This window comes from Streptomyces sp. NPDC056373 (assembly GCF_042262425.1).
Lineage (GTDB): Bacteria > Actinomycetota > Actinomycetes > Streptomycetales > Streptomycetaceae > Streptomyces.
Genome location: NZ_JBHJPX010000002.1, coordinates 79,432 through 94,340, shown reverse-complemented (window position 1 = coordinate 94,340; position 14,909 = coordinate 79,432). Strand labels below are relative to the sequence as shown.

Annotated in this window: 10 protein-coding genes; 5 read left to right on the top strand and 5 right to left on the bottom strand. The window is 74.6% G+C overall.

Going from position 1 to position 14,909, the window contains the following annotated elements; translation table 11 throughout:
- Positions 1-169 precede the first annotated feature (169 nt).
- Positions 170-1,819, top strand: a complete 1,650-nt coding sequence (locus tag ACFCXS_RS04355) for a DUF4157 domain-containing protein (protein WP_376641583.1) — start codon at positions 170-172, stop codon at positions 1,817-1,819.
- 86 nt (positions 1,820-1,905) lie between these two features.
- Positions 1,906-3,315 (top strand): RICIN domain-containing protein, encoded by a 1,410-nt coding sequence (locus ACFCXS_RS04350; protein ID WP_376641582.1) that lies wholly within the window; start codon positions 1,906-1,908, stop codon positions 3,313-3,315.
- Between the two features lie 13 nt (positions 3,316-3,328).
- On the opposite strand, the gene ACFCXS_RS04345 is transcribed toward ACFCXS_RS04350, so the two are convergent.
- The 3 genes from ACFCXS_RS04345 to ACFCXS_RS04335 all read right to left on the bottom strand — a co-directional run bounded on the left by ACFCXS_RS04345 (position 3,329) and on the right by ACFCXS_RS04335 (position 6,828).
- Complete coding sequence (locus tag ACFCXS_RS04345; RefSeq protein WP_376641581.1) at positions 3,329-5,314, bottom strand: ATP-binding protein; 1,986 nt, start codon at positions 5,312-5,314, stop codon at positions 3,329-3,331.
- Positions 5,311-6,000: a DUF4255 domain-containing protein gene (locus ACFCXS_RS04340; RefSeq protein ID WP_376641580.1), complete on the bottom strand. Its 690-nt coding sequence runs from the start codon at positions 5,998-6,000 to the stop codon at positions 5,311-5,313. Before ACFCXS_RS04340 ends, ACFCXS_RS04345 begins: the two co-directional genes overlap by 4 nt.
- A 159-nt stretch (positions 6,001-6,159) precedes the next feature.
- On the bottom strand, positions 6,160-6,828 hold the full coding sequence (locus tag ACFCXS_RS04335) for a LuxR C-terminal-related transcriptional regulator (RefSeq protein ID WP_376641579.1): 669 nt from the start codon (positions 6,826-6,828) through the stop codon (positions 6,160-6,162).
- A gap of 291 nt (positions 6,829-7,119) precedes the next feature.
- Between ACFCXS_RS04335 and ACFCXS_RS04330 the strand changes: the two genes are divergently transcribed.
- Together ACFCXS_RS04330 and ACFCXS_RS04325 are read left to right on the top strand one after the other, a co-directional pair.
- Positions 7,120-10,197: a LuxR C-terminal-related transcriptional regulator gene (locus tag ACFCXS_RS04330; RefSeq protein WP_376641578.1), complete on the top strand. Its 3,078-nt coding sequence runs from the start codon at positions 7,120-7,122 to the stop codon at positions 10,195-10,197.
- A 440-nt stretch (positions 10,198-10,637) separates the two neighbouring features.
- Positions 10,638-12,296: an RNA polymerase sigma factor gene (locus ACFCXS_RS04325; protein WP_376641577.1), complete on the top strand. Its 1,659-nt coding sequence runs from the start codon at positions 10,638-10,640 to the stop codon at positions 12,294-12,296.
- Here the strand turns inward: ACFCXS_RS04325 and ACFCXS_RS04320 are convergent.
- Positions 12,241-12,966, bottom strand: a complete 726-nt coding sequence (locus ACFCXS_RS04320) for a glycerophosphodiester phosphodiesterase (protein ID WP_376641576.1) — start codon at positions 12,964-12,966, stop codon at positions 12,241-12,243. The genes ACFCXS_RS04325 and ACFCXS_RS04320 overlap by 56 nt on opposite strands.
- Positions 12,963-14,024 carry an adenosine deaminase gene (locus tag ACFCXS_RS04315; RefSeq protein WP_376641575.1) on the bottom strand — a complete coding sequence of 354 codons (1,062 nt, stop codon included), beginning with the start codon at positions 14,022-14,024 and terminating at the stop codon, positions 12,963-12,965. The genes ACFCXS_RS04320 and ACFCXS_RS04315 overlap by 4 nt, the downstream gene beginning before the upstream one ends.
- Before the next feature lie 240 nt (positions 14,025-14,264).
- Here ACFCXS_RS04315 and ACFCXS_RS04310 point away from each other — a divergent pair, with 240 nt between their 5' ends.
- A complete protein-coding gene (locus tag ACFCXS_RS04310; protein ID WP_376641574.1) occupies positions 14,265-14,903 on the top strand; it encodes a DUF4190 domain-containing protein in 639 nt (212 codons plus the stop codon).
- Positions 14,904-14,909: the final 6 nt, after the last annotated feature.

Here is a 14,909-nt window from a genome sequence, read left to right as displayed (position 1 = left end):
ACGAAACGTCCTCCGGTGCCGGAGCGGGGGCAATGCCGTTGCCCGCGAGGGCAGCACCGGCGACACCCCCGGCCCGTTCTGCCCCCGGGTCTGCCCTCCCGGCCCTCCCGGGACACGGCGACGGCCGGTACAGCTGACGGGTCAGCCGTCGATCATCGAGGGGAACGCCGTGCACGCACACGGAACACGGGGCGGACGGGCCGCTGACCGGGACGAGCGCCGCGCGGACGCGCCCGGCGCGCCGGCCCACCGCCTGCTGGCCCTGCAGCGCATGGCCGGCAACGCGGCCGTCACCCGCGCCGTGGCGGAGGAGCGCCACGAGCACGACGGAAACTGCGGTCACACCCCCTCCGTGCAGCGCCGCGCCCTGGTGCACGACGTGCTGAACAGCCCGGGGCAGGGCATGGACGCCGGGCTGCGGACCGAGATGGAGGCCCGGTTCGGCGGCGCCGACTTCAGCGGCGTACGCGTGCACAAGGGCCCCCTCGCCCAGGAGTCGGCGGCGGAGCTGGGCGCGAAGGCGTACACCTCCGGCGCCCACATCGTCGAGGGCGCGCCGCTGACCAAGGAGGACTGGGCGCACGAACTCACCCATTACCAGGACCAGATGACCGGCCCCGTCCCCGGAACCGACAACGGCGCCGGGGTGCGGGTCTCCCAGGAGGACGACTCGGGTGAACGGCACGCCGTGGACAACGCCCGGCGGGTGATGAACGGGCCGGTGCCCGCCGTGCAACGGGCCCCCGAGACGGGCGCCGGCGGGCCGGGACCCGCGGCGCAGGGCGAGCGGGAAACGGTCGCACAGCCCGTCCCGGCCGCCACCGGCGCACCGCGCGAGGGGACGGTGCAGCGGACCGTGTGGACCTTCGACCAGAGCTCCAGCGTCCAGGACGAGCGCGGCCGGCCCCACTACCGCTGGCGCAGCGGGGACGCCCCCGGCGCCCTCAAGTCCTCCGGCGACCTGGGCCTCGACCCCGAGCGCAAGCCCCGGCCCGGCGACCTCTACGACGACGCGACCGAGCAGCTCCACAGCAGCGACAACGTCGAGTTCTCCACCGAGGGCCGGATCCCCGAGCGGGAGCTGGCCCAAGTCACCACCCGGACCAGGCGCGCGGTCGCCGAGGCCAAGCACCGCATCGCCTCGGCGCTCCAGCTGCTGAAGTCGGCCGGCGGCGGCGCCCCCGGGGGTCCGCTGCTGGCCGCCCTCCACTCGGGCTTCCCCCTGTTCCGGACGGTTCCGGCCCAGGAGCTCGGGGCCTTCCTGCCGCACATCACCGAGGTGGTCCAGCGCATCCAGGCAGGCCTGAACGCGCAGGGCGCGCAGATCGCCATGGTCGGCAGCGGGGTCCCCGGCGTGCCGGGCAACGCCACCGCCTGGGTCGACGGGAACCTGTCCGAGAACCTGGCGGGCCTTTTCAACCTCGGCCATCAGAAGACCAGTGAGGAACTGCCGCCGATGATGGAGCGCTCCGGCCCCCTCCACCTGCTGGAACGCGGCCAGAACGCCTGGTACATCGTCCACGAGGCCACCCACCGGTTCGCCGGAACCCTCGACTTCCAGTACAGCCCGTACTTCGAGGAGGTGAAGGAGGACGACTTCCTGGCCGCGGCCGACCCGGAAGTGGCGGCGGCGATGGAGCCCTCGACGCTCGAGAGGCGCAAGGTGCGCGACCCGAAGGAGTTCACCGGCAAGGACGAGCAGACGTTCCGGCCCAAGCAGGCCAACTGGTACGCCCTGGGCCGGCGCGCCCTCATGAACGCCGACTCCTACGCCCAGTTCATCCTGACGGCGACCGGGGCGCAGACGCCCCGGACCTGACGGCCCCGCGGCGTGGCCCGTTCGGTCATGTCATCCTGCCCTCACGCTTCCTGACGATCCGTCGGCCGCGGGCTAGCGTCGCGACAGTGAGCCTGTGGACTTCCCTGGAACCCGCGTCCGCGACCGTCGATCCGGGCAGCGTGACGCGCGTCCGGCTGCGCCTGCGCAACACCGGCGACGTCGTCGACGAGTACCGCTTCGAACCGGTCGGGCCCGTCGCCCCCTGGACGACGGTCGAACCGGCAACCGTGCGCCTCTACCCCGGTACGACCGGCACGGTGGAGCTGACGTTCGCGCCGCCCCGGACGCCCGACGCGACGGCGGGGCCCAACCCCTACGCGGTGCGCATCACGCCGACCGAGCACCCCGAGGCGACGACCGTCCCCGAGGGGAACCTGACCATCACCCCGTTCACCGAGGTGCGGGCGGAGCTGGTGCCGCCCACCGTCAAGGGGCGCCTGCGGGGACGGCCCCGGCTCGCGGTCGACAACGTGGGCAACACCCGGCTCACCGCGTCCCTCGCAGGCAGCGACAACGGTGACGAGCTGTCGTACGACCTCCACCCGGGCAACGTGCAGATCGAGCCGGGCCGGGCCACGTTCGTCAAGGCCACGCTCAAGCCGAAGAACATCATCTGGTTCGGTTCGAAGGAGCAGCGGCCCTACACCCTCACGGTGCAGCGCTCGGGCGCCGAACCGCTGCCCGTGGAGGGGACGTTCGTCCAGCGCGGATTTCTGCCGCGCTGGCTGGCGACCTGCTTCGGGATCCTGTTCGCCCTCGCGTTCACCTTCCTCATGCTGTGGATCACCTACAAGCCGGCGGTCGCCTCCAAGGCCAGTCCCGGCCGGGCCGTCGAGGCGGGCAGCACCCTCGCGCCGTCGCCGAGCCCCACCCCGGCCCTCACCTCGGCCCCGCCGCCCCCGTCACCGACCCCGCAGCAGCCGGAGGGCGGAGACGGACAGGGGGGTGGAGGCGGTGGCGCGCCCAAGCAGACCAAGAAGCCGCCGAAGCCCGTGGTGCCGGCGGAGAACATCCTGCTGCGCAACACCACCACCAAGCGGTGCGTCGGCCTTCCCGGCGCCGACAAGGACGACGGCCGCCCGCATCAGTACACGTGCAACGAGTCCCCGCAGGGCACCCAGCGGTGGAACCTCGAGGTGACGGAACCGGACAAGGGGCCGGGCGGCCACGCGCTCTTCCTGATCCGCAACGTCAAGGAGCGAGAGCTCTGCGCGGATCTGCCCGACTACGGGGCGGCCCCCGTGCGGTCCCCGATCACCAAGTACACCTGTGACGGCACGACCCGCGACAACCAGCTGTGGTGGATCGACAAGCAGCCGAGCGGCGCCTACTGGATCCGCAACTTCGCCAGCAACAACAAGTGCCTGGACGTGGCCGGTTACAGCACCGGCGGCGAAGGCGCCAACCTGACCCTCTTCGACTGCTCCAACACGGACGACCAGGAATGGGACATCGTGAAGCCGTCGGAGGGCTGACCCCGCGGGGCGGCTACCAGGTGCCCTCCCCCGGCACCAGGCGGCCGGCCTTGCGGTACTCACGGCGGGCGCCCTCCAGGAGGTCGCCCGCCGTGACTTCGCCCCCGCGGCCGGCGGCCAGGTACGCGGCGGTCACCACGGCGCTGCGGATGGAACCGCCCGCCAGCTCGAAGTCCCCGGCCAGCGAACCCAGGTCGACGCCGTCCGCGCCGGGCACGTGCGACAGGCTGTGCCGCCACAGCGCCAGGCGCTGCCCCGGGTCCGGGAACGGGAAGTCGACCACCAGGTCCAGGCGCCGGGTGAACGCCTCGTCGATGTTGGCGCGCAGGTTGGTGGTGAGCAGCGCGATGCCGTCGAAGGACTCCAGCCGCTGGAGCAGGTAGGAGCTCTCGAGGTTGGCGTACCGGTCGTGCGCGCCCTTCACCTCGGACCGCTTGCCGAAGACGGCGTCGGCCTCGTCGAAGAGGAGCACCGCGTCGGTGCGGTCGGCCTCGGTGAAGATGCGCTCGAGGTTCTTCTCGGTCTCGCCGACGTACTTGTCGACCACGGACGACAGCTGGACGACGTACAGGTCGAGGCCGAGATCGGCCGCGACCACCTCCGCCGAGAGCGTCTTGCCGGTGCCCGAGTCGCCCGCGAACAGGCCGAGGACACCGCGGCCCCGGCCACCGCCCGCGCTGAGCCGCCAGTCGCCGAGGACCCGGTCGCGGTGGCGGGCGCGCAGGGAGAGTTCCCGCAGCTGGGCCAGGGGACCTTCGGGCAGGACGAGGTCCCGCCAGTCGACGGCGGGCCGGATCCGCCGGGCGTGCCGCTCCAGACCGGAGGCGGACTGCCGGCGGGCGGCGAGGCGCAGATGGGCGGGGGAGAGCGGGACGCCCTCGAACGCGGCGAGGTCCCGGGCCGCGCGGGCGGCACGGGTGACGTGGTCACCGGCGAGGCGGTACGGGGCGACGGTTGTGGCCAGGTCGAAGTCCGGTTCCCCGCCGAGGGCGGCCGACCAGACGTGCACCGCTCCCGCGCGCCGCGGCGGAGCCTCAAGGACGAGCGGGTCCTGCTCGCACCACCGGGGGTCGTAGGGCTGCGCTCCGGTGACCAGTACCGGCACGTCCTCCGCCGCGGCCAACTGCCGCATCAAAGGCCCGGGTTCGTCCGGCAGTCCGGTGACGACGACCGCGAGGCCGCTCAGCCGGGCCTCGCACAGCAGATCGGGGGCCCGGTCCGCGGGGCCGGAGAACTGCACGGCCGTGAGACCCGCGTCCCGCAGCGCACTGGTGACGCAGGGGAGTGCGTCCCCTTCGCGGCGCTCCCGGACGTACGCGGTCAGGGGCGCGCCGGTGGTGAGGCGGGCGGCGAGCAGGCCGGTGAAACGGGCGGACTCCTCGTCGTCGCCGGGGAGGATGTGCGGCAGCGGATGGAGGTGCCCGGCGAGAGCCGTGTCGGGGGTGTCGTCCCCGAGGAGATGCGCGACGAGCCGGTCCGGTGCCCGCAACGAGCGGCTGAGGAAGGGCCGTTCCGGCTCCTCGACGGTGAGCAGCCCGAGCGCGCACAGCGGGGCCGTGGGACGCAGCCGGGCCCGTGCCCCGGCCAGGTGGACGGGGACACCGCACAGGTCGAGGGCGAGGGCCACGGTGGCCCGCCGCCTGCTGACGTCGTCGTTGAGATAGCCGTACAGCGGCTCGAACCCGCGGTCCAGGTCGGGCGCGAGGGCGATGAGGAGCAGCGCGCTGTCGAGCTCGGTCAGCCCGAGCCGGGCGGACAGCCCGGCCAGCCGGTCCCCGGGCGGCCCGTCCGGCTCGGGGCACGCGAGCGGCAACGGCTCGGCCGGGCGCAGCAGATGCCGTACGGCCTCGTCCGACAGGTACAGGCCGCGCAGCGGGTCACCGGCCGTGGGGTCGCCGGCCGACCGGTGCTCGACCAGCAGGGCCGCCTGGTGCCGCAGTGCCGCGAGGCGGGTGAGGAGCGCGGCGGAGGGGGCCGCCTCGGAGGTCTTGGTGGTCACGTCGCCGGTTTCCGTCCGCGTCCCGAGATGCGCCGGGCCCTCCTGCGGGCCTCCTCGGCGGCCGCCACCTGCCGGGGACTGTGCGCGCGTTCCTCCGTGCCGGGCGGCGTGCCGTCCAGGGCCCGCACGCGCACCGCGGCGCCCTCGGTGACGGGCGGCCCGGCGTCGTACTCGGGGTAGGCCGGGAAGGGCGCGGTGACCACCAGGTCCAGGGACGGCTTGAGTTCGCCGCCGAGCGCCGACCAGATCTCGGCGAGGGAACGCGACTCGGTCTGGATCCCGGCCACCGACACCGGGATCGTCATGCCCAGCGCGGCCAGTGAACCGGGGAGTTCGGAGGGCGGCAGCAACTCGCGCGGGATCAGCGTGGCCAGCACGGCGGACAGCAGCCGGTGTTCGTCCTGGGGCTGCTTCGTCCATGCCGTCACCAGGTACGACAGCCGGAACCAGCGCGGCGGCTGACGGCGCTTGACGACGATGTCCCGCTCGTCCCGGACCGGGAGCTGTCCGCGCTGGCGGCGGTTGACGTCCTCACGGATGTCGTAGAGGTAGGCGTTGATCGTGGGCGCGTTGCGGCGGGCGGCCCAGTCGCGGGTCGGGGCGTCGAGGGCGATGTCGATGCCGGAACCGGCGAGCGCGCCGCCGCTGAGCAGGCCCTTGAGGACCTCGTCCACCTCGTGGATCACCGCTGCGCTCCTGCTTCCGCCGTGCCGTGCATGTCCCGCGTGCCACCTGCCGCCCCGGCTCGATCCTGCCCCGGGTGCCGCCCCGGCCCGCAGGGACGCCGGGGACCGCTCCGGGGCAGAAAGCGCTGCCCACAGGGGCGGATCCGGATGTCCGTTCGGTCAGATGTAGCCTTCCCGCAGGGCATGCGCCACGGCGTGCGCCCGGTTGCGCAGGTGCAGTCGGGTGGTCAGCCCGTGCATCACGTTCTTGACGGTGCGTTCGGAGTAGGACAGCTTGCTGGCGATCTCACCGGTGTCGAACCCCTCGGCCACCAGGCGCAGCACGTCCACCTCACGCGGTGTCATCCCAGAGACCGGAGCGCCGGTCCGTCCGGCTGCCCCGCGGTGCAGGGTGCCCACCTGGCTGATGAGCCGGCCGAGCAGGTCGGCCGGCAGGTCGCCGTCGCCGCGGGCCGCCGCGAGCACGGCCTGCACCAGCCGGGTCGCCGTGGCCTCACGCCGCCACACGATGGCACCGACCCCGCACTCGATCACGTCGAGCAGCTCCGTCTCCCGCAGTGCGCCCACCACGAGCACCGCTCGCGCGCCCTCGCTGCGCACGAGCCGGCGCAGCCGGGCCAGCGCCGCGTCGTCGAGCACGTCGTCGATGAGCAGGGCCACCGTGCCGGGACCGGACCCGGTCTCCTCCCGCAGGTCGATCTCCGGGAACCGGCGCAGCTGGCTGACCGCCCCCTCGCGGGAGATCGGGTCCGCGGCATGCACCGCCACGGGTATCCGGGCCGTCACGTCGGCCGTGCCGGGGCCTGTGGTCCGCGATGAGCTGAGCAACCGATTCCCCTGTGTCCGCGTGCGTGCCACCTCCGTGGGGTCGGTGGCCGATGTGCGCTCCTCAGCCTTCTGGGACAGGTGGGACGGGCGCAATCGTGGAGGACCACGAGGGGGACCACGAGATCGGGAAGCGGCCGGAACCACGAACGGCCGCACGCGGGCGGGGACATGAGGGGCCGCCCGGTTGCGCCGGGGCCGGATCCCGCCGCCGTGGTTCTCGTCACGGCACCGCCCCCGCGCGCAGGCCGTCCTCGACGGGGGAAGACGACACGTCCGACCAAGGAGCCAGGAATGCCCCATCCGCAGCCCGAGCAGCCCGGGTCCGGGCCGTCACGCGATCCGCAGCCCGAGCAGCCCGGCTCCGGACCGTCACGCTCCCACGACCGGCCCGGCGAACACCGGGATGCTGCCGCCCTGCTGGCCACCGGCATCGCCCGCGCACGGTCCGGCACGGGCGGCCTCGTCCTGCTGCGCGGCGCGACCGGCACCGGCCGGACCAGCGTCCTGGAAGCCGCCGCCGAAGACGCCGCCGCCCAGGGCATGCGGGTGCTGCGCGCCCGCTGCGCACCGGGGTACGCGGCCGGTCCCTTCGCCGCGGTCCACCAACTCCTCGACCGGGTCGCCGCGTTCGACAGACCGGGCCCGGACGCTGACGAACGCGAGCACGCCGACCGGCTGTGGCGGATCCTGCACGCGCACGCCGGTGACTCCGCGATGCTGCTCGCCGTGGACGACGTCCACCTCGCCGACGGACCCTCGTACCGCTGGCTCGTCGAAGCGGCCCGGCACGTCGGGCGATTACCCCTGCCGGTCCTGCTGGCCGTCACCGAGCGCAGCCAGTACGACATCGACCCGCCCGCTCCCGGCTTCACCCACACCCTCTCGCCCGCCCTCGTCGACACCCACACCCTGGCCCCGCTCACCACGGACTCGGCGGCCCGGCTGGTGCGCGCCGAGCACCCGGGCGCGCCCGCGGAGTGGATCGAGACCTGCGCCCGGGCCGGTGCCGGCAGCCCCCTGCTGCTGCGTGCGCTCCTCGACGACCTCGGAGCCGTGACGCCCCGGGCCCCCGCACGAGAGCCCGCGGGAAGCGCCCCGGCAGACGCGCCGAGCACCCGCAGTCACGTCCCCGCCGACGACACCCCCGCCCCCTGGCCACCCGTCCCCGAGACCTCCGCCGCCCTCTACCCCGGCTCCTACCCGGCCGCCGTGCAGTGGTGGCTGGACAGCGCCGGACCCGCCACGGCCGAGGTCGCCCGGGTGCTCGCCGTACTCGAAGACATCGACGACACGACGGGACAGGCCGACGGCGGGCCCGGCCCCTCCGGCGGTGGTCCCGAGTCGGCGGGCGGCGGGTTCGGGCGGTTCGGTGGTGGTCCCGAGTTGGCGGGCGGCGGGTTCGGGCCGTTCGGTGGTGGTCGCGGGTCGGACGTCAGCGGGCCCGCATGCGCCGGCGGTGGCCCGCGAGAGTCCTTGGCCGGGCTGCTCGCCGAGCTCGCCGGAGCCGATCCGGCACGGGTGGCGGGCTGGCTCACGGCGATGACCGGACTCGGCGTCCTGCGCCCCGGCCCGGACGGCCGACCGCGCTACGCCCACCCCCTGCTGCGGGACGCCGTTCTCACGGGCGTCCCCGACGCCCGGCGGCGCGCGGTGCACCGGGCCGCCGCGCAGGCGATGCTGCACCGCGGCGCCCCCACCTCCGTGGTGGCCCTGCAGCTCCTGCGGTCCGGCCCCGTGGGCGCCCCCTGGGCCCCGGCCGTGCTGCGCGACGCCACCGTCCTCGCCCTGCGCGACGGCCGCTCCGACCAGGCGGTGGCGTTCTTGCGCAGGGCCCTGCAAGAGCCACTCCCGGAGGACCACCGGCAGCGGACCCTGACCGAGCTGGGTTCGCTGGAGTTCGCCGGCCGAGAGCCCTCGGCCGGGATGAATCGCCTCACCGAGGCGCTGCGGCTGCACGGCACGCCGCACGACCGGGTGCGTGCCGCCGTGGCACTCGGTACCGCGCTGGCCGGGCGTGGCCGGACCCGGGCCGCGGTGGAGGTGCTGCGCTCGGTGGACGGCCAGCTGACCGGGCACCCCGACCTGGGAGCCGCACTGCAGACCGCGTCCGCCCTGCTGTCCGATCAGGACCAGACGGTCCGTCAGGACGTGTACCGCAGCCTGAGCGACACCGCCGAGCACGCGCCGGAACTCGTCGGCCCCGCGGCCCGGGCGCTGCTCGTGCGGTACGCGGCCACGGCCGCACTGACCTCGGCGGACGACGCGATGCGGCGGATGCGGGCCCTGCTCGCCGAGCCGGCCCACCCGCTGACCGAGCCCTTCCTGCTGGGCACCGCCGCCGCGGTCGCCCAGTGGGCCGACGAACTCGACGAGGCCGACCGACTGGTGGATCGCGGACTGGCCGGTCAGCGCCCCGACCTGCTGCACCCGATGCACGCGGCCCTGCTCAACACCCGCGCCGACATCGCCGCCGCGCGCGGTCGCTACGCACTGCTGCCCGCCGAACGGCCCGGGCCCGCCCACGGGCCCTCCAACGTGCACGCCACCACCCTGATCGCCCTCGTGGAGACCGGCCGCACGGAGGAGGCCCGGCGACTCGCCGACGGCTTCGACCTGCGCGAGGCGCCCGACAACTGGGAGCTGAACCGGTTCCTGTACGCGCGGGGCGTGCAGCGGGCCGCGGCGGGTGACACGGCCGGGGCGCTGCACGACTTCCTGGAGTGCGGTCGCCGCCAGACGGCCCGCGAGGTGGTCAGCCCGGTCGTCACCCCGTGGCGCTCCGCCGCCGCCGAGTGCCGGCTGGCCCTCGGCAGCACCCGGGAGGCGCTCGCCCTGGCCGAGGAGGAGCTGCGCCTGGCGCGGGTGTGGAACACACCCCGCACGGTCGGCCGTGCCCTGAGGGTGCTCGGCGCGGTCACCGGTGGCCGCCGGGGCCTGCGCCTGGCCGAGGAGGCCGTGGGTCTCCTCGCGGCTGCGCCGGCGGCCGCGCAGAGCGAACTGGTGGCCGCGCTGCTCGCCCAGGGCCGGCAGCTGACCGCCGCGGGGGAACGCGCCCGGGCCCGGGAGTGCCTGCGGACAGCGGCCCGGCACGCCGAACGCCTGGGCGCGGTCCGGCTGCGGACGCTCGCGGAGGAGGCCCTGCGGGAGGGCGGGGCCCGTCGCGCCGCCACCGCCCGCACCGGCTCGGGCTCCCTCACCGGGAGCGAGCTGCGCATCGCCCGCCTGGCCGCCGAGGGCCGCACGAACACGGAGATCGCAGGTCTCCTCCACCTCGCCCGTCGCACCGTGGAAACCCATCTGACCAGCACGTACAAGAAGCTGGGCATCCGGCGCCGGGCCGAACTCGGGCAGGCCCTGAACGGTGACTGACGGCCCGCACTCGCCCGTGCCCGGCGGATGCCGATCGGGGCTGACGGTTCGCGCCGGCTCGTGTCCGGCGGGCCCTGAGCGGGGGTTGATGGCCCGCGCTCGCCCGTGGCCGGCAGGCCCTGAACGGTGACTGACGGCCCGCGCTCGCCCGTGCCCGGCGGATGCCGATCGGGGCTGACGGTTCGCGCCGGCTCGTGTCCGGCGGGCCCTGAGCGGGGGCCGGTGGCCCACACGGTCCCGCGCCCGCCCTGCCCTGCAGGCGCTGCACCGGAACTGAGGGCCGGCACCCGCCCCTGCCCGGCAGGCCCCGGACGGGAAAAGTGTTATCGCCCGCCCCGCGCTCCGTCTCCACCCTGTGATCCCGGACATGGCGGAGACCCCTGGACCTGCTGAGAGGGTGCGTGCGGAACATCGGTGACATCGGGCGTAGAGAGGCCGTCGTGGACAGTCAGCACTGGCGCGCCGTCATCACGGCGGCCCAGGCCGGTGACCGGCGGGCGCTGGACGAGCTGGTCGCGGGCTGGCTGCCGCTGGTCTACAACATCGTGGGCCGGGCCCTGAACGGGCACGCCGACGTCGACGACGTCGTCCAGGAGACCATGCTGCGGGCGGTCGGCAACCTCGGTTCGCTGCGTGACCCGGACAGCTTCCGGTCCTGGCTCGTGGCGATCGCCGTGCGGCAGGTCCGCGACCGGGCCCGGCGCAGGACCCCGGACCGGCTGGAGGAGGCAGCCGCCTGCGACTTCGCCGAACTGACCGTGCTGCGACTCCAGCTGGAGGGGCAGCGGCGCGAGGTCGCCGAGGCGGCCCGGTGGCTCGACGACGAGGACCGGCACCTGCTGTCCCTGTGGTGGCTGGAGGTCGCGGGCGAACTGACCCGGCGCGAACTGGCCGCCGCCGTCGGCATCACCCGGCAGCACGCCGCCGTGCGCGTCCAGCGGATGAAGGAGCGCCTGGAGACCTCGCGCGGCATCGTCCGCGCCCTGGACGGCGCCTGCCCCGACCTGCGCGAGACGACCGGCCGCTGGAACGGCCGGCCCGACTCCGTGTGGCGCAAACGGCTGGCCCGGCACATCCGCGGCTGCGGCTACTGCGGCGGCACCCGCGAGGCCGTCGTCCCGGCCGAACGCCTCCTGGTCGGCCTCGCCCTGGTCCCGCTGCCCGCCGGATTCAGCCTGTCGCTCGCCCTCGGCGGCAAGACCGCGGCGGCCGCCACCTCCGCCGGCTGGTCCGCCAAGCTGCTCGGCGCGCTCACCAAGCCGGCCGTCGCGATGACGGCGGGCGCCACGATCGTCGCGGGCGGCGCCTACGTCGTCACCCAGCCGCCGGACGCCCCACCGCCCCGGGCCGCGGTCACCCCCGCGACCACGGCGGCCTCCCTGCCTCCGCGGGTCCCGGCCCCGCCCGCGGCCACTCCCGAGGCCTCGCCGTCGGCGACGAAGGAGAAGGCGGTGCGGGAGAAGAGCGACCCGTACGGCACCGTCGTCGACGCCGTCGACCGTGCTCCCGACCCCGGCGCCCGGCCCGCCGCCCTGCCGCGCCGCCCCGAGTCCGGCGTCACCAGCACCGGCGGCCAAAAGGCCGTCATGCAGCACCGCGGCGACAGCGTGACCCTCACCGGCCGGGGCTACGTCCTGGTCCGCTGGCAGATCTCGCCCGGGTCCCGGCCCGGCACGCTGGTCATGCCGTCCTGGACCGGCCTGAAGGGCAGGCTCTTCCATGTGGCGTCCGGCGGCTCGCGGCGGATGGACGACCCGCTGCCCGGTGCCCCGGGCGGCTACGCCACCGGCATGGGCGGCCCGGCGATCGGCTACGCCGTCCTCCCGTCCGGCACCCAGCAGATGTGGCAGAACGAGTACTTCTACGTCGACGGCACCGTCACCCTCACCCAGAACGAACGGGGCTGCGACTACGGCCTCATCGTCTTCCCGACGAACCGGGACGCCGTGGTCGAGGACATCGGCCAGGGTCCGCCCCAGGGGGCCATCCGCTACGGGCTCGTCCGCGACACCGGCACGGACCGCGCACCGGTGCCGCAGTACCTCACGCGCGCGACCCCGGCCGATCCGGCGACGGTGCCGCAGCGCTCGCGCGTGTAGCGCACAGCACGTCGACGCGGTTCGTCGTGATCGAGTCCACGCCCGCCTGAAGCAGCCGGCGCATGGAGCGGCGGGTGTCGGGGGTCCAGACCGACACCAGATACCCGTCGCGGTGCACGCGCTCGGCGAGGGGGCGGTCCACCAGGGGGAAGCGGTAGTTGAGCCAGCGCGGGCGGATCGCCTCCAGCAGCACCGGCCGCGGCGGGGCCAGTGTCGTCCAGGTGAGGGCGATCTCGGCGTCCGCGTCCACCGCGCGCACGGCGAGCATGGCTTCGGCGTCCGCGCAGTAGTAGACGCGGTCGGCCGCACCGGCCTCCGCCACGACGCCCGTGATCCGGCGCACCGCCCGCACATCGGGCGACCCGGGCAGGTCGATCATCACCCGGTGCCCGTCGGTCGCGCCAAGCGACTCGGTCAGGGTCGGCACCCCGCCGCCGGTCAGCCCGCGCACCTCCTCGGACGACAGTGCGCGCAGGGCCCGCTCGTGCTCCCACAGGCGCTTCAGCGTCGCGTCGTGCAACAGCACCGGCACACCGTCCCGGGTGAGCCGTACGTCGATCTCCACCGCGTCAGCGCCCCGGCGCAGGGCGGAACGCAGCGAGGCGACGGTGTTCTCGCGGACGTGGTAGGGGTCGCCCCGGTGGGCCACGGCGACCGGGGCGGGCGTCACCGGCTGAGCCACTGCGCGGTGTAGGTGTCGATCTCGCGGGCGATCCGGGCCTTGCCTGGCGCGTCCAGGAAGGACGCCTCGACGGCGTTCTTGGCCAGCTTGGCCAGGCCCCGCTCGTCGAGGTCGAGGAGCCGGGCGGCGACCGCGTACTCGTTCTCCAGGGTCGTGCCGAACATGGGCGGGTCGTCGGAGTTGACGGTGACGACGACCCCGGCGCGCACGAACTCCTTGATCGGGTGCTCGTCGAGGGTGTGCACCGCGCGCGTGGCGATGTTCGAGGTCGGGCACACCTCCAGCGGGATCCGGTGCTCGGCGAGGTGCGCGAGCAGCTTCGGGTCCTGCGCGGAGCTGGTGCCGTGCCCGATGCGCTCGGCCCGCAGGTGGGTCAGCGCGTCCCACACCGTCTGCGGGCCGGTCGTCTCGCCGGCGTGGGGTACGGAGTGCAGCCCGGCGGCGATCGCCCGGTCGAAGTACGGCTTGAACTGCGGCCGCTCGACGCCCACCTCGGGCCCGCCGAGACCGAAGGAGACCAGGCCCTCGGGGCGCAGCCGGTCGTCGGTGGCGAGCCGGGTCGTCTCCTCGGCGGCCTCCAGGCCCGCCTCGCCGGGGATGTCGAAGCACCAGCGCAGCACGGTCCCGAACTCGGACTCGGCGGCCTTGCGGGCGTCCTCGATCGCGTCCATGAAGGCCCGCTCGTCGATGCCGCGCCGGGTGGAGGAGAAGGGGGTGATGGTCAGCTCGGCGTACCGCACCTGCTGCCGCGCCAGGTCCCGGGCCACCTCGTACGTCAGCAGCCGGACGTCCTCCGGGGTGCGGATCAGGTCGACGACCGACAGGTACACGTCGATGAAGTGCGCGAAGTCGGTGAACGAGAAGTAGTCGACCAGGGCCTCGGGATCGGTCGGCACCTTCGAGTCGGGGTGGCGCGCGGCCAGTTCGGAGACGATCCGGGGGGAGGCGGATCCCACGTGGTGCACGTGCAGTTCGGCCTTGGGCAGTTCCGCGATGAAGGCCTTCAGGTCGCGTGGGGCGCGGGGGTCGACGAGATGCTCGGTCAAGGGTTCCTCCCCGGAACGGCGCCACCGCGGCATGAGGCGGGCGGGGCGCGGGTGATCGGCTGATCGATTGACGCGAATTCATCGTATGCCGTGTGGTGCGGCGCCCTTCTCCAGGGGCGCGGGCCGTGCCGTCGTGCGGCTCCGCCGCCGGGGGACGAGCGGCCCCACGCACCCGCACTGTGGCATGCACCGACCCGCCCCGTAGCATGACCACACGATCGACCCAGGGGGGACCGCACGATGACGGACGCGACGCAGCCCGACGGAGGCAGCCACGACCCGTGGGCGCCGCCGGAGAGCACGCCCTCGCTCGACAAGAACCAGACGCCGCAGCCGCCGTCCGTCCACGACCAGGCCACGGTCACCTCCATGCCGGGCTTCACCCCGCCGACCGGCACGCCGCAGTACGACCCGTCCGGCACCGGCGCCGTGCCGCCCCCGCCCGTGGCTCCCACCGGCCCCGGAGCGCCCGGCGGCTACGGCTACCCCGGCTACCCGCAGTCCGGGTACACCCAGTCCGGCTACGGCTGGCCCGGTATGCCCCCGGCCCCCCAGAACGGCCTGGGCATCGCCGCGATGGTGCTCGGCATCGTCTCCTGCACCCTCTTCTGCCTCTACGGCGTGGTCTCCCTGGTCACCGGCATCCTCGCCGTCGTCTTCGGCATCAAGGGCCGCAAGCGCGCCGAGGCCGGGGTGGCCACCAACCACGGTCAGGCCCAGGCCGGTCTGATCATGGGCATCATCGGGATCATCCTCGGCATCACCGTGATCGTCCTGATCGCCGTCGGCATCACCGCCGCGATCAACAGTGACAGCTACGACGACGACTCGTCCTACGGCGCCTTCGGCCCGGTGGCCACCGCCCCGTCCCACCGCTGAAACAGC